Here is a 16,635-nt window from a genome sequence, read left to right as displayed (position 1 = left end):
CTCAGCTTTTTTTGAAGGAGAAGAGAGTGAAGAAATTATTTAGTAAGGTTCGCAACAATCAGTTTTTAAGAGAATTTTTCCGTTTTTATAAAGAGGCAGATAGTGAGCTGAGCAGCGTTGCAGTTGCTTATTATTGGCTGATTTCCGTTTTTCCCTTGCTCTTGATTATCGTCAATATTCTGCCTTATTTCCATATTCCAATTGCGGATTTTCTGACAGCTATCAAGGACATGCTGCCAGAGACTTTATATGATGTTGTGGCAAAAGTCATGCGTGAAGTGCTGACCCAGCCTTCGACTGGCCTGCTGAGCTTCTCAGTCTTGTCGGCTCTTTGGACTTTTTCCAAGTCCATGAATTTCCTACAGATTGCCTTTAATAAAGCCTATGGGGTGGCTAAGAGTCGGGGGCTGATTTCTCATCGCGTCATGAGTCTCTTTGTGAGTCTAGGTCTGCAGATTCTATTTGCCTTGGCCCTCTTTCTGACCATGTTTGGCCATATGTCGCTTGATTTTCTCCGTACTTACTGGAAACTTGATAGCCAACTCTATCAGCACTTGCAGAATTTTACGGAGCCATTGATTTACGCCATACTCTTCGCGGTTTTGGTTATGTTCTATTATTTCCTGCCTAACGTGAAAATCAACAAAAAACGCTATGTTCTGCCTGGCAGCGCCTTTGTGCTCTTGATCATTCTAGCTTTACTTAATATCTTTTCCGTTTACATGGACAATTACTTAAATCACCTAGTTGATGTTCGTTTTTTCAGTTCCATCATTATGGTTGTGATGATGTTTTGGTTTATCATGATTGCTAAAATTTTGATTGTTGGTGCAGTGCTCAATGCCAGTATCCAGAGCTGTTGTGAGTCAGGGTTTCAAGTTGAAAGTACTGGACGCTTTACTTTCACGAAGAAAGAGCAGGATGGGGAAGAGGACTGATGTTGTTTTGGAATGGAAAAGGATAAATAAGTATGAAAAGTAAAAAACTAACTAAATGGAAGAGTATTGTGGTCGCTTTGCTCTTGCTTCTAGGAGCTGCAACGTATTTTATTTGGAGTAAGGAAGAGGCAAAGAAGTTCCAAGAAAAGTACGGGCAGTTTACGTATTATTCTCCTGAATATGAACCTGTTTATAGCTTTCTTGAAAACGATAAGGCTATTGCTTATAACTGGAGCGTTGTAAATTCTGAAGAACAGGAAAATATGAAAAAAGCAAAATCATATATAGTAGATCCTGATTATGATGTTATAAGAGAGTTTGACTCCGGATATTTCGTCAATAGTTACATGAAGCTCAAAGCTAATCCCAATCTATTGAATAAAAATGAATTTAATCGAAATATTCCTCAAAAAGGAGAATATTGGAAGTTGGCAGTTTACAAATTCCAGAATAAAAAATTAAAAAAAAGAGAATTTGATGTTTTTGAAATGGTTCGTAACTACGACCCTGATTTGATTCCGATAAAAATCCGTTCAGATATTATAGCGGACTCAAACACTCAAAAGTATTATGCAGTAATCTATTTAAGACAGAAGTCAACTGATAAAGAAAAGGCATATTGTATTAATCTAGATGAAGGGAGAATTGTTTCAGATAAGGGAATTAATCCATATAGAGTTCTTCCTAATGGTTTTACAATCTTCACTAATTTTGATGAACGTATGGAAAAAAGAGGTGTTGGACTTCATATAACATGGATGTCTCTGGAAAGTTCTTATTCAGAAAAACAATTTGAGAATTCACTTCTATCAAGTAAATATCCCCAAGTATATAAGATTATGCATGAAAAAGATGCTTGCATTGCTTTCTTAAATAGAGAAACCGATGTTGAGTTAGTAAAAAACGTAACCGAACTCTTCTTTCCGCCTGGAACGAATGTATTTGAGAACGTGACTATACCAGCTAAATATTCAGTAGATGGGCAGGAACATGTCATTAATTCAGCGGAAGAATTGCAAAAATACTACAAGGAAGAAGAAAACTAGAAAAAGACATTTTTGCCAAATTTAAAGAGGATTTTCCTCTTTTTCTTTTTAGTTAATTTTATTGCATTTGCAACAAAATGTGTTATAATAGATTCAAATAAAAATCAAAGGAGGGGATATGTCAGTATTGCAGGAAGTTGGGATTATCGCCCGAGCTTTGGATTCCATTGCTAATATTGAGTTCCGCGACATAGAGTTGGCGCGGGGGCAATATCTTTATTTGGTGCGAATTGCGGAGAATCCGGGAATTATCCAAGAGGAGCTATCGGAGCTACTCAAGGTGGATCGCTCGACGGTTGCCCGTTCTGTTAAGAAGCTAGAGGCCAAGGGCTTGATCCAGCAGAAGGCAGCCAAGGAAAACAAGAAGAACAAGGAATGGTTTGTGACGGAAAAAGGGGAAAAACTCTATCCTTTTATCCTAGCGGAGAATAACTATTCTGAAGAGACATCCCTGCAGGGCTTTTCTCAGGCGGAAGTTAAAGCCTTGGAGAAAATGCTGGTCCGAGTACGTGAAAATATCACAAGTGACTGGGAAGCCGTCAAAAAAGGACAAAAAAGAAACTATTAAGATTAAAGAGGTGCATCATGAATATTACAGTTGAAAAAGCATTTTGGGAAATATTTCCAGAAGCGCAGATTAGTGTTTTAGTAGTCAAAGGACTGGATAATCGAGTGGATGAAAGTAAGGATCCATATTTCAAATCCCTGCTAGATAAGGGAGCGAAACGAGCTGAAGACTTTATCTTGGATGAGAACTTCACTCAAAATGAAGTCATTCAGGAGTGGCGGCAGGCTTTCAGCAAATTCAAGACCAAGAAAGGAGCACGATCCTCTATCGAAGCTCTGCTTAAGCGGGTTAGTCAGGGGCGGGAGTTTCATCCCATAAATCCTTTGGTAGATATCTACAACAGTGTTTCGCTCTCTTATGCAGTTCCTTGTGGCGGAGAGGATTTGGATAAGATTGTCGGAGGTCTTCATCTAGGAAAAGCCAAGGGTGGGGAAGCCTTTTTCCCACTGGGCGCTGAGAGTGACGCACCGGCACTGCCAGAAGAAATCATCTACTACGATGAAGAGGGAGCTGTCTGCCGTTGCCTTAACTGGCGAGAAGCCCAGCGGACTATGTTAACAGACGAGACAAAGGATGCCATCTTGGTCATCGAGGCCATCAATGGAGCGCAAGCAGCGCGTGCACAAGCAGCCATGACAGAACTCCAGACTCTGATTGAGGACTATTTTGGTGCCAAAGGAGAAATCACCCATCTGACGCTTGATAATCCAAGCTTGGAAATCTGAGAATAAAAAAATCTGGATCAGAATTATCTAATCCAGATTTGCTTTTATAGGGTAAAATAGGCTAATTTGTTGTTATTTTTTCTTATTTTTAAAGACAAAAATCTTACTAAAGACATAGTTGAGGACGATAATAAGCACTTGAGCAATGAAAGTTTCAACGGTGTTGATCATTTTAATATCATTTTGGACGAATTGACCAATAATTTGTGGGAAGCTAGTGACAAAGATAAAAGTCAATAGTAAATTTAAGCCCATAGTAGCCAAACGTGCAGTGAAAAATTTGATAAGTCTAGAAGGCCAGCCACTCCTTGCTTGCTTGAAAACGATAGTATCGTTGGTTACAAAGGCAAATAGAATACCAAGAATATCACCTATTATTGTAGCCAGTAGTTCGTTTCCCGTCAATTCATAGCAGAGCATCCGACTGACAACGGATACGACAGTTGTTGCCACACCAAAGAAAAGATAGGACAGGACCTCATTGTCAAAGAATTTTTTGATTAAAGTTTTCATAAAGATAGTCTATCATATTTCCAGGATTTATGCTATACTAGTTGGGTTGCCGAACCACAGAGTGATAAGCTCTTGGTAGCGCGACCCTTGGCGCTTAGCTTCTTTCGCCAAGCATATTACACGCGGTAAAGCCGCTAAAGGAGAAAACATGAAACAAGAAAAACTGACAGTTCGTGACTTGGCTCAGATTGCCATTGTTGCTGCCATTTATGTAGCCCTAACCATTACGCCCCCTTTAAATGCTATTAGTTATGGGGCCTATCAGTTCAGAATTTCTGAAATGATGAACTTTATGGCATTTTATAACCGAAAATATATCATGGGAGTCACCATTGGTTGTATGATTGCTAATCTCTATAGTTTTGGAATCGTTGATGTCTTCGTCGGCGGTGGGTCAACCTTAGTCTTCCTGTCACTGGGAGTCTACCTCTTCAATCGCTATAAGAATCAATATCTGATTAAAGGCTTGATTCGTTTGGATCATTTCTATTTTGCAGTTTTATTCTCTATTTCGATGGTGACCATTGCTGCAGAATTACATTTCTTGCAAGGCCTGCCATTCTTCCTGACTTGGTTTACAACAGCCATTGGAGAATTTGCTTCCTTGATTGTTGGAGCCATCGTCATTAACCTGATTGCCCGACGAATTGATTTAACAAAATAGGCTTTTTGTGGCTCTGATGTGTGTAAATAGACAGATTGGAAGCATTTGCATATTTTTTTACTTCATGGTATCCTAGAAGTGTACATTTAGACTAAGATTAGTCTCATTAAACTTCTTGGTAGGGGAGACCAAAAAAACAACGCAAGGAGGTTCTGTATGGAACAAAATGAGCAGCTTAGGGAGTATTTGATAATCAAAAAAGAGGCCTATCATTGGCTTCTTTGGTGGGGACTTGCATACCTTATTGGAGTGGCGGGTGTCATTATATTACTATATAATGATTTACCGTCCTACAATAGGTATTTTTCTATTCTCACGATTATTATGCTCCCTATTTGGTTTGTCGGGGCTTTTCCTCTATTTATGGCAAAAAATCAAATAGAAAAAGAGCACCCAGAATTTAAAGCTGTTAAGACCAAAGAGGTCGTGGTGCCTATGTCTATGCGGAAAAAGCGATATCTGATGCTTCTTCCAGCGCTCGTAGTTGTGGCTTTTGTCTTTGTGCAAAGCTATCAGTCGGGCATGGCAGAGAAAGAAAAAAAGGAAATCTACGAGATTATCCAACAGTATCGTAATTAAGGAAGGAGAAGAGTATGGCAAGTGATGAAGAATTGAAAAGCAGGGTAGAAAACCTGAGCGGTGAAAAGAGAAAATATGAGCGGGTGCGAAATAGTATTCGGTCGCATAGTTTGAGTCATATGCGTAGTCTGGATGATATGAACAATTTTATCGATTATTGTGAAAAAATCATCGGCATTGTAGACGGTGAAGAGGGCTATCATTACATCAGCAATCTTTCTGAACATCTCAAAGAAGATGTCAAAACGATGAAAAAATACCGCGACTATGTTCGTGACGCCAATCAGTCATTCGTCAATCTGCACAATCTTTTAGAATCGAAAATCAGTAGTCTTGACAGTCAGATTGATAGTGCTAAGGATGAGTACAACAAGGATAAGACCTGGTTTTGGGAAAAAATATAAGAAGGAGTGTGTATAAATGAATACAAATATCAACGATATTCAAGATCGCTATACGGCTGAGACGGTACAATACGAAAGTAGCAATATTGCTGCGGTGTTGGAAAATCTAAAAGCAGCCGTGACTTTGATAGAGACAACCATTCCTTCTAATATCTCCGCTATGGAAAGCAGTGAGAGCCTCTGGAGCGGAAAGGCTAAGGAGCAATATCTGGGGCTGAAGGATTTTCTCAAACAGTACCAAGGTGATTTTTCTTCTAGCGTGAAGGAGCTGAAAGCGGCTGTTGAGGGGCTGGAAACCCTGCTCAATTCAACTTCCCAAGCCAATGTAAAAAAGGAGATTGACAACGGATGAAGACTTTTACTTTGGAGGCGATTTACGCCTTACACATGTTTAACGATTATTCGGATGACCTCTTCTTTCTGCCCCTGCCTAGCGAAGAGGGAAAAACTCGCTTGGAAAATCTGCGCCAGGTTTTAGAAAAAGGCTACGAGGACTTGGGGAAAATGGGCTTGGTGATTGATAACGAGCCGACGGAAGAGTGCGCTTATTACGGCGCTTTTCTGGAGCGTTATCACAAGGCGATTTACCATTGTCAGGTGGACAGCAATTATTTCTGCGCGCAGGAAACCGACAGCAACAAGTGGACGACGACGGTCATCAAGCAGATTGGCGATAATCAATATGTGATTGAAACTTTGCATAGCCTGGTTTTTCTGGCGCATTTGAAAGACATTCATCCGATTTTGAAGGACTTGGAAGAGAAGCGCAAGAACTACGCTTACTACAGCTGGGAACCTTTTTCGGCTTTTCGCTTACAGGCTTACTATGCCGACAATGAAGCCATTCGTTTGCAGACATTTCGGCGCAAGGAGCTGCTGAAAGACAGTCTCTTTTTGGAGGCGCCATCGGGCTTGTATGAGTTTGATGTGGCGCATGAACGCATTCGCTCGGTGGACGGTGAGGAATTACGAGATGAGATTATCCACGATTTGAAAGTGAGGGTGTAATATGGCAGACAAAATTAGTATTGACCTAACGCAGCAGGAACAGCTTTTGCTCCATATCCGAACTATGGTCACTTCAGCAACCCAGCTGAGTACGAAATTAAAAGAAGGAGTTGACGGCTTGCCTGCGCTCACTTCAAAGGGAGAAGTGCATAATCGTATGGTTGGAAATGAGAATCAGCTGATTCGATTTGTCACGAAAGCGCAGACTTTTCAGACTTTGACCGAGGTCATATTTAAGCACACACAGACCACCTATAGCGAATTTATTGATACTGATAAGATACTGGCTATGGACATCGCCAACAGTATTTTATATAGCTCCGAGACTTCTGCTGAGGACAAGCAGGGGATAAAAGACGATCCTAAGGGCTCTGTTGACAAGCTGAAAAAATCTATTCAAGACGAGAATGGTGAAATTCACAAGAATATGAAGGGGACCAAGTCTTCTGATATTATCATCGGTACTGGTGGAGCCTGATAGAGAGGAGTTACAATGGCTAAATATTATACGAATGAACCTGACTTTAAAGAAGGCTCTAAGACGGGTTGGTTTCACAGCAACATCAACTGCGTAAAGGACTTGCTACGCGATATTGATGAAGTGTCAAATAAGGTCAATTCTGAGGGCTTAGCTCATCTCTATGTGGCAACGGGAGAAGCGACTTTGGGGCGTGACATGCCCGTCGGTCCTTTTGAAGATGCGGAGCACCATGCTCTTCATCGCTTGGATGCCTCTAAGAAAGTCCACAAGGAAATCGTCCAAAATATTGACGGGAAATTCTTTGAGGGTTTGGATAATGCTTTGGAGAGTCTCAATAAGGTCAACGAAGGGAAAAACCAGTATAAGAGTAAGTATTTGACTTATACGAAAACCAACACGGCTTACGATGAGTACGGGACTGCGATAGAGTACACCACCACAGAGCACTACAGTATTTCGGATATTGTCAATAGCGACAAAACACCGATACCCGCTGCCAAGGAACTCTACGATGTTAAGCTCAAGCTGGCAAAAGAAGGCTTGGCGAAAATTGAGAAAGAAGATCATGAGAATTACGAAAAGCTCAAGGGCTTGAGCGACCAACAGCTCATGGAAGCTATGTTTCCGACGCAAGTCGGCGAGTACGAGCGGGCGCGCTCGACTTGGAAGGAGAACAACAAAGGCTGGTTGCAGTGGGTTGAAATTGGTGGTAAAATTATAGCAGTGGGTGCCATTATCGCAGGGAGCGTCCTGAGTGGCGGTACCCTAGCTCCTATCCTTATCGGAGCAGGGACTGCTTATCTGGTGGCAGATAGCGGTTATCAGGCGATTAGCGGGGAGACCATTTCGGGGAAACGGTTGACTGACGGGGAGCGTATCTGGGCAGGTGTGGACGCAGTCTTGACGGCAGCGACCGGTGGCTTTGCGACCTATGCCAGCGTGCTTGCCAAGACAGGGAAAGCCGCCTCTACGACGGTACAGACGGTAGGCAAAGCTGTCAATTATGCCGACGATGCCAATGACATCGCTCATACGGTGACCGCGATGCAGGATGACCCCTTGGGCGCAGCACTCCAGTTTGGAATAGGGCGTGCGATTGGTCATGGAGCTACTGCTCTTGGAAATAAAGCCCGAGCAAGATTTGGCAAGGGTGGCAGTGGAGCTGATGTGGACTTGCCAAGTAGTGGGAAAGGTGTGGATCTGCCAGCGGGCAATGCAGGCTTGAAGACCCATGCGGACACAGATGTGGATCCGTCTACGCTTGGTACAGGCAAGAAGCCAAAACCAGAGATTCAAACGCCTCAACATCAAGAAATACCAAGCCCAAGCAAGAAGCCAGAGCTTGATGTGACGAAGACAAGCAAGCCTGATATTGACCGTGCAAGCAGTCCAGAGATAACTGGTCCAAATAAGAAGCCAGAAATTGATACCACTAAAACGGCGAAACCCGAGATTGACAATCCAAGCCGTCCAGCGGTGGATAAGACCAACAGCGAGTTGGATACAGGTAAGCCCGTGAAGCCGGAGGTCAGCCAAGCTCGTCCGAGCGAGGTGGTGTCACCAAACAGCCGTCCGAAAGAAGTGGACGTGACCAAGAAGCCCGATATCGAAGTGACTCGCCCAGCCGAAGTCAATCCGACCAAGGTTAAGCCAGAAATGGAAACCAAGGTCAAACCAGACATTGACGCAGCTGCGGCTAGTGCCAGCGCCGTTCCGAAAGTCAAGGCGCAAGAACCCGACCTCCCCAAAGCCGGACAACCCGAAGTCACTCCTGATGCCGGCAAGAAGGTGCAGAAGCCAGAAGAGGTGGATACCGAAGCAACTAAGGCTGGTATAGGAATGTCGGAAGATGCAAATTATGCACAAAAGACATATGGTCACTCGTTCAGTCAAGAAGGACAGAAAATATATTCTGAATTAGCAGGGGAACCTATAAAAACAATTGATGATTTAGTTGATGCAATAAAATCGGGTAAAATAGATATTAAAGACTTACCGGTTGAATATATCAATCGCGATGGAAATACTTTGATATTGAATACTCGTACATCACAGGCTTTAACTCAATCAGGTATTCCTAGGAGTGATTGGCATACGATTGATAGGACGGGAGAAAAGTTACACGAGACTTTGCTTGACGGACAACTACAAAGAAACAAACTCACTTCAGAAGGTATTAAAGAAGTTAGACCAAGTAACAGAAAAGGATAATAAATATGACATACAAAACAGAATATGTTTTACCTATGTTTTCTTCAAATTTAGAAAAAGAGCCTGAAATTCAGATAACAGGTTTGGAGGTTGCAATTCGGATTTCAGGTTATGATGATGAGGAACAATTTAGTGATGTTCTACTAAAATTTCAATCAGTCTTGGAATTTACTCGGACATCCTCAAAATTTGGAATAACAGAGGGTTCTTATGATACAGTCATTAAAATTGAAAATTCTAAAAGATTAGCGGAGTTAAAAGAAGCAAATGAAAGGGACTATGCGTTTTGGTCTCCTAATCATTATGCTTTTTACCTAGACGGCTCAGGTTTCTTTCAAATAATTGCTGATAGTTTTGAGGTGGAAAGGCTTGTTTGATTATACAAAACTTAGTAGAGAAGTATCCTATATATTAAGACATAATCCAGATAAATATGGTATAAAGCTGGACTCGGAGGGGTGGTGTTCAGTTGATGATTTAATACATAAATTATCAGAAACTCCTTTATGGAAAGGACTTACAAGAGATGACCTTGAAACAATGATAGAACTATCTGACAAAAAGCGTCATGAAATAAAAGGTGAAAAGATTAGGGCTTTTTATGGACATTCAATAAAAGACAAATTATCTAAAACAGCCAATAAACCACCGAAAGTTTTATACCATGGAACAGTTCAAAGATTTTTAAATCAGATTTTACAAACTGGGCTAATTCCAAAAGAAAGGCAGTATGTTCATTTGTCTTCTGATGTGAGTACAGCAAAGCAGGTAGCTTTGAGAAGAGATGACAGAGCTATCATTTTAGAAGTTGCTGCCCAGTCTGCTTGGGAAAATGGTGTAAAATTTTATATTGGGAATGAAGATATATGGCTTTCTGAGCCAATTCCTAGTGAGTATATTTCTATTATTGAGGATAAATAATCTTTTTATGAGTAGAAATAGAAAGAAAGGGGAAAAGAATGTCCGATAAATCAATGAAAATGACAATGATGACAGAACAATTTGAAAAGGGCGATAGCGGAGAAACAGTAGAGGGCATTACTCTCATTGTTGACGGTGTTGTCAAAGACGTGACAGATATTCTTAAGGAAACAAAAGGATATAATTCAACCTTAGACTTAATTCAAGATGCTATTGTTCGTGGATTGGCTGAAATCAGGGAGTCATAGTTTTATTTAAGAGGACGTTAGTCCTCTTTTTTGTTATACTGGAAAGTGTAGGGGAACAAAATGGAAATTTTAAACAAGTACATTGACAATCCAATCCGAGATTAACAACTCAAGCCGAGCGAGGTGGCGTCACCAAACAGTCGTCCAAAAGAAGTGGATGTGAGCAAGAAGCCAGACATCGAAACCAGTCGTCCGGCCGAAGTCAATCCGACCAAGGTCAAGCCAGAAATGGAAACCAAGGTCAAACCAGACATTGACGCTGCGGCAGCTAGTGCCAGTGCCGTTCCCAAGGTCAAGGCGCAAGAGCCCGACCTACCCAAAGCCGGACAACCCGAAGTCACCCCTGACGCTGGCAAGAAGGTGCAGAAGCCAGAAGAGGTGGATAATCCAAATAGCGATAAAGGAATATCACAACAGACACCTAGAGTTATCCCTGGGCAAGATGGAGTTGTAACAGGCGGTAGTTCAACTAAACTAGGTAAAAATATGATGGAAGATATGGGGCTTAGTAGGGGGCAAAAATGGACTGGTTATCAAGCCCAACACATCATTCCGGCAGATATGGCTGATCACCCTGTTATACAAAAAATGGGTATGGATTTGGATGATGCAAGTAATGGGAAATTTTTGCCTGTGCCAGATTCGGTAGATACTACAAGTGTTAGTCCATTATCAAGACATAGAGGTTATCACTCCACGTATAATGAATTTGTTCGTGCACAGTTAGATAATATTGATGTAAATCAATCTCCTGCAATGTTGCAAAAAGAGGTTAAAGAGTTACAAAGAAAATTAGGCATACTGCAAGATAAGGGTCTGCCTTTATATCCTAAATTTGGCGCAACCGCCGAACTTTGGGAAAGATTTATGAAAAATTTAGACTAATTATTGAAGGATGATTTTATGACTAATAACATGAAATTTTTAACAAATATTCTATTCTCTGAAGACATAACAAGAGCACTAGAACAAGTTCAAAGTATAAATAGCTCCGAACAACTGTTCATCTTGTTAGACAATTATAACTGGGACAGTGGCTTTGACCTTCCGCAAGCGGTACTTGACAATCCTGCTTGTACTAACGCTGTAGCGCTACTGGCATTTGATAGAGCGGACGGCTACCGTTTCCTTTTCGAGGGGTTCGGAGAATATTCCTCGCCAGTTTGGCAAGACTTTGTGACGTCTTTATATAAAGATTTATGTGAGAACAAATTTCCTGACGGAGAGCTTGGTTATTTGCCTGAACTTAGTAAAGTGCAGAAATTTAAGTTGAAAAAACAACATCCAGATTTACCGACGATATTTCTAGACGGAGTTGACGGAGAGCATGTCCGTGTAACTTTATAAAAGTAGGCTATATATCGTATTATATTTGCGAAATGGAAGAAAATAGACGATTGATTATTTTAAATGACACTTTCGGGAAAGAGGGGTCAGATGAGGAAATTGCTGGGCTTACGATTTTGGTGGACGGCACGATTAAAATCGCTTTTGACAAAATTCAAGCCATGCGTCAGTATGACAGTTATAACGAAGTCTTGCGGGATGTCATTTTTGAAGGTTTAGAAAAGATATTCACAGAAAACCGATGATTTTGGGTAAAGTTTTTAATGGTTAAAAATATATTACTAACAGGTTCATGGTACGGTGAGATAAGCTCTCTCAGTAGAAGAATTGAGAGAAAAATTAGTGCAAGTACAAGATGAAAAAGATTGTATCTTGTTAATTGCTGAATTGCTCAAAAAAGGAGATTTTTCTGTAAAAAATCTTTTGATTGACTTGATGAATACCACTAAAGACGATGCCGTGCTTAATCTGTGTATTCGCTTGTTTTGTTCAGTCTGTACTCACGAAGATTTAGAAAATCCTCAAAATTTGAATTTTTTAGCTAATGTGTCAGAGCTTGGTGCTTTAACTTTTGCTTCAAGCGCGATTAACAGTCTGTCTCATGAAGTCATCCCTTATTTGCTAGCTTTATGGGAGGATTGGGAAGATACAGATGTAGCGGTTGCTATTCGTGATAGTTTAGACTCTTATCTAGATTACTATGATGTTCTTGGTGAAAAAGCCGACCTTGATGAAGTGGGACAGTATTATTTGGATAAAGTCCAATCAGTTGATAAAAGACTTTATTACTATGAAAAGGGACCGATTTTTCTTGGTGATTTAACAAAAATCATCTTCCAGCGTTTGTATATGGCGGCTAACCAAAAGGAACGTTTCGCTCTTTTTATCTAGCCAAGTCTTCTTTCAGTCTTATCTGGTTATCATTTTCCACTTGAATATGGACAGGAAGTTAGCGAGCAAGATTTACGGAAAGCTCAAGAATACGTAGACTTTCTGGCTCAAAAAGAGTGGAAAAAAAGTACAAAATATTTTTATGGCTACAACTTGTAGTAAGGTTTTAAGAGGACGGACGTCCTCTTTTTTGCAGTGGGGTAGAGTAAATGACAGATAAAATAGAATTTTTAAACAAGTATACTTTAACTTCTTCAGAAGTAGAAATTGTAACAGATAAAGCAAATATTCTAAATGCCCCAATTCCAGATTTTTGGAAAGAAGCACTTTTGTCAGATAGTTTGGAAGAAAGAAAAGAAAAAATTCATCAATATCTTGCTTTTGGGCTAGGAAGTTAAGCAATTCTGTAGTAAACTGTGTCATAGGAATAAATCTCTTTCTAGTAATGTTTCGCAACTCTACTATAACGGATTTATTCCTTTTTGTGTTTACACAACTTATTTTACACTACCCAAAGTGGATGTGTAAATATCACAGTGTGTTTACACCTAAGTATAGACGAAAAGTCATCTATAATCAATATCGAAACAGTTTGGGTGAAATATTCCACCGATTATGTGGTTATAAAGGCGTTGAAATTATTGAGGGACACTTAATGCCAGATCATGTACATATGTTGGTAAGTATTCCACCGAGGATAAGTGTTTCTAGTTTTATGGGGTATTTAAAAGGTAAAAGTGCACTCATGATGTTTGATAAGCAGGCCAATATAAAATATAAGTTTGGGAACCGACATTTTTGGGCGGAAGGCTATTACGTGAGTACAGTAGGCCTTAATGAAGCCACCATTAAGAAATATATCCAAGAGCAGGAAAAGCATGATATAGCGTTGGATGAATTGAGTGAAAAAGAATATGAGGATCCCTTTAGGGATAGTGGCAAGTAATGCAAACACCTCTTTGAGAGGTTTGTTACGAGTCAAGAGCAATGAGGCTTGAACAAAGTGAAAGCCAGCGTCTTTAGGCGCTGGCTGGTGATGTGGGCTTATAGCCCTGGGACAAACCACCCGTTAGACGGGTGGTTATGATGTCCTTTTGTTTTTTAGGAAGAATTCGGAACAAATAGAGGAAGATTTTGTGTATTTGTGATAAAATAGAAGTATGAAAGAAAGAATGTCAGAATTAGTAGAATTGCTCAACCGATATGCCCATGAGTATTATACGGCAGACAGGCCAAGTGTATCGGACAGCGAGTATGACAGACTCTATCGTGAGTTAGCGGAGTTAGAAGAAAAGTACCCAACCGATATCCTGCCTGACAGTCCGACACATCGGGTGGGAGGGAAGATTTTAGAAGGATTTAAAAAATATCCACACCAGTATCCTCTCTTTAGTTTGCAGGATGCTTTTTCACGTGAAGAATTAATAGCCTTTGACCAAAGGATTCGCAAGGAATTCCCTCAGGTCTCTTATCTTTGTGAACTCAAGATTGATGGGCTCTCTATTTCCCTGACCTATGAAAAGGGAATCTTGGTGGCAGGAGCGACTCGGGGGGATGGCTCTGTTGGTGAAAATATCACTGAAAACCTCAAGCGGGTCAAGGATATTCCACTGACCTTGAAAGAACCGCTGGACATTACCGTTCGAGGAGAGTGCTACATGCCTAAGGCTTCCTTTGATGCGGTCAATCAGCTGCGGCAGGAGAATGGTGAGCCTGAGTTTGCCAATCCCCGAAATGCAGCAGCAGGAACCTTGCGGCAGCTGGACACAGCAGTTGTGGCCAAGCGCAATCTAGCGACTTTCCTATACCAAGAAGCCAGTCCGACTCAGGTTGGCAGCCAAGAAGCCGTCTTAAACAAGCTGGCGGATTTGGACTTCTCAGTCAATCCTACTCATATTCTGGCGGATTCTATCGAAGCAGTTTGGGAGTTTATCGAAAATATTGCTCAGGAGCGGGACAGTCTTCCTTATGAGATTGACGGTATTGTTATCAAGGTTAATGACTTGGCGGTGCAAGAGGAGCTTGGATTTACTGTCAAGGCACCTAAGTGGGCTATCGCCTATAAATTTCCAGCTGAGGAAAAGGAAGCCCAACTTCTGTATGTTGACTGGACAGTCGGTCGAACAGGTGTTGTGACTCCGACGGCTAATCTGACGCCAGTGCAGCTAGCGGGAACGACTGTCAGCCGAGCAACTTTGCACAATGTGGACTATATTGCAGAGAAGGATATTCGTCAGAAAGACACCGTTATCGTCTATAAAGCGGGTGATATTATTCCTGCTGTCTTGCGAGTGGTGGAGTCCAAGCGTGTCTCAGAGGAGCCTCTGGAAATACCAAGTCACTGTCCGAGCTGTGAGAGTGAGCTAGTACACTTTGAAGATGAAGTCGCTCTGCGCTGCATCAATCCTCTTTGTCCAGCCCAAATCAAGGAGGGGTTGATTCACTTTGCTAGCCGGGATGCCATGAATATTACTGGCCTTGGTCCAGCAGTGGTAGAGAAGCTCTTTGCTAAAAATCTAGTTAAAGATGTGGCTGGAATCTATCGGCTGACGGTAGAAAATTTACTAGAACTAGAGAACTTTAAGGAAAAATCAGCAAATAAATTGTATACTGCTATTCAAGCTTCCAAGGAGAACTCGGCCGAACGCCTCTTGTTCGGTTTGGGGATTCGCCATGTGGGAAGCAAGGCCAGTCGGATATTGCTGGAGAAATTCCATGATATCCCTAAGCTGTCTCAGGCCAGCCAAAAAGAGATTGCAGCTATTGACAGCCTTGGAACTGTGATTGCCCAAAGCTTACATACCTATTTTGAGCAGGAAGGCTCTCAGATTCTTTTGGCGGAGCTGCAGGAAGCAGGTGTGAATCTAGACTATCTGGGACAAAAGGCAGCGGCTGATGCAGCCCTATCAGGTATGACGGTTGTTTTGACTGGTAAATTACAAAAATTGACCCGCAATCAAGCTAAAGAAAAATTGCAGAGTTTGGGTGCTAATGTTTCTGGATCTGTTTCTAAAAAAACGGATCTGGTAGTGGCTGGCGCAGATGCTGGCAGCAAGCTAGCCAAGGCTCAGGAGTTAGGAATTGAAATTCGGGATGAAGACTGGCTTGATAGCTTATGAGGCTGAAGTATGAAGGATAAGATTAAACGAGCACGATTGATTTATAACCCGACTTCGGGACAGGAAATTATTAAGAAAAATATAGCGGAAGTTTTGGATGTTTTGGAGGATGTGGGCTATGAAACCAGCGCCTACCAAACCACTCCAGCGCCTCTTTCTGCTCAAAAAGAAGCTGAAAGAGCAGCAAAAGCAGGATTTGATTTGATTATTGCGGCAGGCGGTGACGGTACCATCAATGAGGTAGTTAATGGCGTGGCGAATCTGGATGAACGGCCTAAACTGGCCTTTATTCCAACTGGCACAACCAACGATTATGCGCGTGCTCTGAAGATCCCCATGGGAGACCCCGTAGCGGCAGCCCGCATCATCGAAAAGAACCAGACCATTAAGATGGATATTGGCCGAGCCTATGGTAACAAGTATTTTATCAATATTGCGGCAGCTGGAACCCTAACAGAGCTGACTTACAGTGTCCCTAGTGAAGTCAAATCCCGCCTAGGTTACTTTGCCTATGTCGCAGAAGGAGCAAAAAAGCTCCCTCGCTCTAAGTTCCGCAAGGTCCGTATCAAGCATGACCATGGTGTCTTTGAAGGGAAGATTTCGCTCATGTTTGCGGCTCTGACCAACTCTATCGGTGGTTTTGAAAAGCTAGCGCCAGACACTAAATTAGACGATGGGAATTTTACCTTGATTTTGGTCAAGACAGCTAATCTCTTTGACATGCTGAGTCTGATGATGCAGGCTATCAATGGCGGTCAGCACGTAGGCGATATCAATGTAGAATACCTCAAAACAAGCAAGCTGCAGCTAGAAATTTTAGACAAAAAAGGTCCATTTATGCTGAATTTGGATGGAGAATATGGCGGCGATACACCTGTTGAACTAGAGGTGCTGCACGGACATTTGGAATTTTTTGCCAATATTGATGAAATCAGTCAGACAGCCCTTTCAATAGAATAATTTTAGATAAGA

Annotated in this window: 22 protein-coding genes, 1 pseudogene and 1 riboswitch; of the genes and pseudogenes, 22 read left to right on the top strand and 1 reads right to left on the bottom strand. The window is 41.6% G+C overall.

The genetic code is table 11. The features are described 5' to 3' along the window. Positions 1–11: 11 nt before the first annotated feature. The 4 genes from SSV_RS06905 (at position 12) to SSV_RS06890 (ending at position 3,277) form a co-directional block, all read left to right on the top strand. Complete coding sequence (locus SSV_RS06905; protein ID WP_176693628.1) at positions 12–938, top strand: YihY/virulence factor BrkB family protein; 927 nt, start codon at positions 12–14, stop codon at positions 936–938. Positions 939–970: 32 nt separating this feature from the next. After that, positions 971–1,984: a hypothetical protein gene (locus SSV_RS06900; protein ID WP_072074219.1), complete on the top strand. Its 1,014-nt coding sequence runs from the start codon at positions 971–973 to the stop codon at positions 1,982–1,984. A gap of 118 nt (positions 1,985–2,102) precedes the next feature. Next, on the top strand, positions 2,103–2,552 hold the full coding sequence (locus SSV_RS06895; RefSeq protein ID WP_072074218.1) for a MarR family winged helix-turn-helix transcriptional regulator: 450 nt from the start codon (positions 2,103–2,105) through the stop codon (positions 2,550–2,552). A gap of 17 nt (positions 2,553–2,569) precedes the next feature. Next, on the top strand, positions 2,570–3,277 hold the full coding sequence (locus SSV_RS06890; RefSeq protein ID WP_072074217.1) for a B3/B4 domain-containing protein: 708 nt from the start codon (positions 2,570–2,572) through the stop codon (positions 3,275–3,277). A 72-nt stretch (positions 3,278–3,349) separates the two neighbouring features. Here the strand turns inward: SSV_RS06890 and SSV_RS06885 are convergent, their stop codons facing one another. Beyond that, entirely contained in the window at positions 3,350–3,790 is a 441-nt protein-coding gene (locus SSV_RS06885) for a GtrA family protein (RefSeq protein WP_072074216.1), read from the bottom strand. A gap of 28 nt (positions 3,791–3,818) precedes the next feature. Then, a riboswitch (PreQ1 riboswitch) is annotated at positions 3,819–3,941 on the top strand. Here SSV_RS06885 and SSV_RS06880 point away from each other — a divergent pair. The 18 genes and pseudogenes from SSV_RS06880 to SSV_RS06790 all read left to right on the top strand — a co-directional run bounded on the left by SSV_RS06880 (position 3,939) and on the right by SSV_RS06790 (position 16,623). After that, entirely contained in the window at positions 3,939–4,454 is a 516-nt protein-coding gene (locus SSV_RS06880) for a QueT transporter family protein (protein ID WP_072074215.1), read from the top strand. Its footprint overlaps the riboswitch before it by 3 nt. Positions 4,455–4,610: 156 nt before the next feature. Then, positions 4,611–5,033, top strand: coding sequence for a hypothetical protein (locus SSV_RS06875; RefSeq protein ID WP_060975873.1), 423 nt, complete (start codon positions 4,611–4,613; stop codon positions 5,031–5,033). 14 nt (positions 5,034–5,047) lie between these two features. Then, a complete protein-coding gene (locus tag SSV_RS06870) occupies positions 5,048–5,437 on the top strand; it encodes a hypothetical protein (RefSeq protein WP_072074214.1) in 390 nt (129 codons plus the stop codon). Positions 5,438–5,453: 16 nt separating this feature from the next. Beyond that, positions 5,454–5,789: a hypothetical protein gene (locus tag SSV_RS06865; RefSeq protein WP_072074213.1), complete on the top strand. Its 336-nt coding sequence runs from the start codon at positions 5,454–5,456 to the stop codon at positions 5,787–5,789. Further along, positions 5,786–6,445 carry a hypothetical protein gene (locus SSV_RS06860; protein WP_002924161.1) on the top strand — a complete coding sequence of 220 codons (660 nt, stop codon included), beginning with the start codon at positions 5,786–5,788 and terminating at the stop codon, positions 6,443–6,445. Before SSV_RS06865 ends, SSV_RS06860 begins: the two co-directional genes overlap by 4 nt. 1 nt (position 6,446) lies before the next feature. Beyond that, a complete protein-coding gene (locus SSV_RS06855; protein WP_002924162.1) occupies positions 6,447–6,923 on the top strand; it encodes a hypothetical protein in 477 nt (158 codons plus the stop codon). 15 nt (positions 6,924–6,938) lie between these two features. Further along, positions 6,939–9,137 carry a hypothetical protein gene (locus SSV_RS12240; protein ID WP_072074212.1) on the top strand — a complete coding sequence of 733 codons (2,199 nt, stop codon included), beginning with the start codon at positions 6,939–6,941 and terminating at the stop codon, positions 9,135–9,137. Positions 9,138–9,142: 5 nt separating this feature from the next. Further along, positions 9,143–9,514 (top strand): hypothetical protein, encoded by a 372-nt coding sequence (locus SSV_RS06845; protein ID WP_002924187.1) that lies wholly within the window; start codon positions 9,143–9,145, stop codon positions 9,512–9,514. Beyond that, entirely contained in the window at positions 9,507–10,058 is a 552-nt protein-coding gene (locus SSV_RS06840) for an RNA 2'-phosphotransferase (protein ID WP_002924189.1), read from the top strand. Before SSV_RS06845 ends, SSV_RS06840 begins: the two co-directional genes overlap by 8 nt. Before the next feature lie 38 nt (positions 10,059–10,096). Beyond that, the gene (locus SSV_RS06835; protein ID WP_002924190.1) at positions 10,097–10,306 is read left to right on the top strand and encodes a hypothetical protein; all 210 of its coding nucleotides are present in this window, start codon (positions 10,097–10,099) and stop codon (positions 10,304–10,306) included. Positions 10,307–10,465: 159 nt separating this feature from the next. Then, a complete protein-coding gene (locus tag SSV_RS06830) occupies positions 10,466–11,191 on the top strand; it encodes an AHH domain-containing protein (RefSeq protein ID WP_231908363.1) in 726 nt (241 codons plus the stop codon). Positions 11,192–11,209: 18 nt separating this feature from the next. Next, on the top strand, positions 11,210–11,653 hold the full coding sequence (locus tag SSV_RS06825) for a DUF4274 domain-containing protein (RefSeq protein WP_002924193.1): 444 nt from the start codon (positions 11,210–11,212) through the stop codon (positions 11,651–11,653). 50 nt (positions 11,654–11,703) lie between these two features. Continuing rightward, positions 11,704–11,898, top strand: a complete 195-nt coding sequence (locus SSV_RS06820; protein ID WP_223322483.1) for a hypothetical protein — start codon at positions 11,704–11,706, stop codon at positions 11,896–11,898. A 97-nt stretch (positions 11,899–11,995) separates the two neighbouring features. Continuing rightward, a pseudogene (gene imm47, locus SSV_RS06815) lies at positions 11,996–12,703 on the top strand (Imm47 family immunity protein). Between the two features lie 50 nt (positions 12,704–12,753). After that, positions 12,754–12,942, top strand: a complete 189-nt coding sequence (locus SSV_RS06810; RefSeq protein ID WP_002933180.1) for a hypothetical protein — start codon at positions 12,754–12,756, stop codon at positions 12,940–12,942. Positions 12,943–13,064: 122 nt separating this feature from the next. After that, positions 13,065–13,490: an IS200/IS605 family transposase gene (gene tnpA, locus SSV_RS06800; protein WP_141640138.1), complete on the top strand. Its 426-nt coding sequence runs from the start codon at positions 13,065–13,067 to the stop codon at positions 13,488–13,490. A 214-nt stretch (positions 13,491–13,704) separates the two neighbouring features. Further along, positions 13,705–15,663 carry an NAD-dependent DNA ligase LigA gene (ligA, locus tag SSV_RS06795; RefSeq protein WP_072074209.1) on the top strand — a complete coding sequence of 653 codons (1,959 nt, stop codon included), beginning with the start codon at positions 13,705–13,707 and terminating at the stop codon, positions 15,661–15,663. A gap of 9 nt (positions 15,664–15,672) precedes the next feature. After that, positions 15,673–16,623: a diacylglycerol kinase family lipid kinase gene (locus tag SSV_RS06790; RefSeq protein ID WP_002906169.1), complete on the top strand. Its 951-nt coding sequence runs from the start codon at positions 15,673–15,675 to the stop codon at positions 16,621–16,623. The last annotated feature ends 12 nt before the right edge of the window (positions 16,624–16,635 follow it).

The organism is Streptococcus sanguinis (genome assembly GCF_001078705.1).
Lineage (GTDB): Bacteria > Bacillota > Bacilli > Lactobacillales > Streptococcaceae > Streptococcus > Streptococcus sanguinis_D.
Note: the sequence above shows the minus strand (reverse complement) of the source record. Positions and strands in the feature narration are given on the sequence as shown.

Coding starts and splice junctions, on each gene's coding strand:
- SSV_RS06860 (WP_002924161.1), top strand. CDS start 5,786: ATGAAGACTTTTACTTTGGAGGCGATTTACGCCTTACACATGTTTAAC.
- SSV_RS06835 (WP_002924190.1), top strand. CDS start 10,097: ATGTCCGATAAATCAATGAAAATGACAATGATGACAGAACAATTTGAA.
- SSV_RS06810 (WP_002933180.1), top strand. CDS start 12,754: ATGACAGATAAAATAGAATTTTTAAACAAGTATACTTTAACTTCTTCA.
- SSV_RS06885 (WP_072074216.1), bottom strand. CDS start 3,790: ATGAAAACTTTAATCAAAAAATTCTTTGACAATGAGGTCCTGTCCTAT.
- SSV_RS06790 (WP_002906169.1), top strand. CDS start 15,673: ATGAAGGATAAGATTAAACGAGCACGATTGATTTATAACCCGACTTCG.
- SSV_RS06875 (WP_060975873.1), top strand. CDS start 4,611: ATGGAACAAAATGAGCAGCTTAGGGAGTATTTGATAATCAAAAAAGAG.
- SSV_RS06895 (WP_072074218.1), top strand. CDS start 2,103: ATGTCAGTATTGCAGGAAGTTGGGATTATCGCCCGAGCTTTGGATTCC.
- SSV_RS06900 (WP_072074219.1), top strand. CDS start 971: ATGAAAAGTAAAAAACTAACTAAATGGAAGAGTATTGTGGTCGCTTTG.
- SSV_RS06890 (WP_072074217.1), top strand. CDS start 2,570: ATGAATATTACAGTTGAAAAAGCATTTTGGGAAATATTTCCAGAAGCG.
- SSV_RS06825 (WP_002924193.1), top strand. CDS start 11,210: ATGACTAATAACATGAAATTTTTAACAAATATTCTATTCTCTGAAGAC.
- SSV_RS06865 (WP_072074213.1), top strand. CDS start 5,454: ATGAATACAAATATCAACGATATTCAAGATCGCTATACGGCTGAGACG.
- tnpA (WP_141640138.1), top strand. CDS start 13,065: ATGTGTAAATATCACAGTGTGTTTACACCTAAGTATAGACGAAAAGTC.
- ligA (WP_072074209.1), top strand. CDS start 13,705: ATGAAAGAAAGAATGTCAGAATTAGTAGAATTGCTCAACCGATATGCC.
- SSV_RS06845 (WP_002924187.1), top strand. CDS start 9,143: ATGACATACAAAACAGAATATGTTTTACCTATGTTTTCTTCAAATTTA.
- SSV_RS12240 (WP_072074212.1), top strand. CDS start 6,939: ATGGCTAAATATTATACGAATGAACCTGACTTTAAAGAAGGCTCTAAG.
- SSV_RS06880 (WP_072074215.1), top strand. CDS start 3,939: ATGAAACAAGAAAAACTGACAGTTCGTGACTTGGCTCAGATTGCCATT.
- SSV_RS06855 (WP_002924162.1), top strand. CDS start 6,447: ATGGCAGACAAAATTAGTATTGACCTAACGCAGCAGGAACAGCTTTTG.
- SSV_RS06870 (WP_072074214.1), top strand. CDS start 5,048: ATGGCAAGTGATGAAGAATTGAAAAGCAGGGTAGAAAACCTGAGCGGT.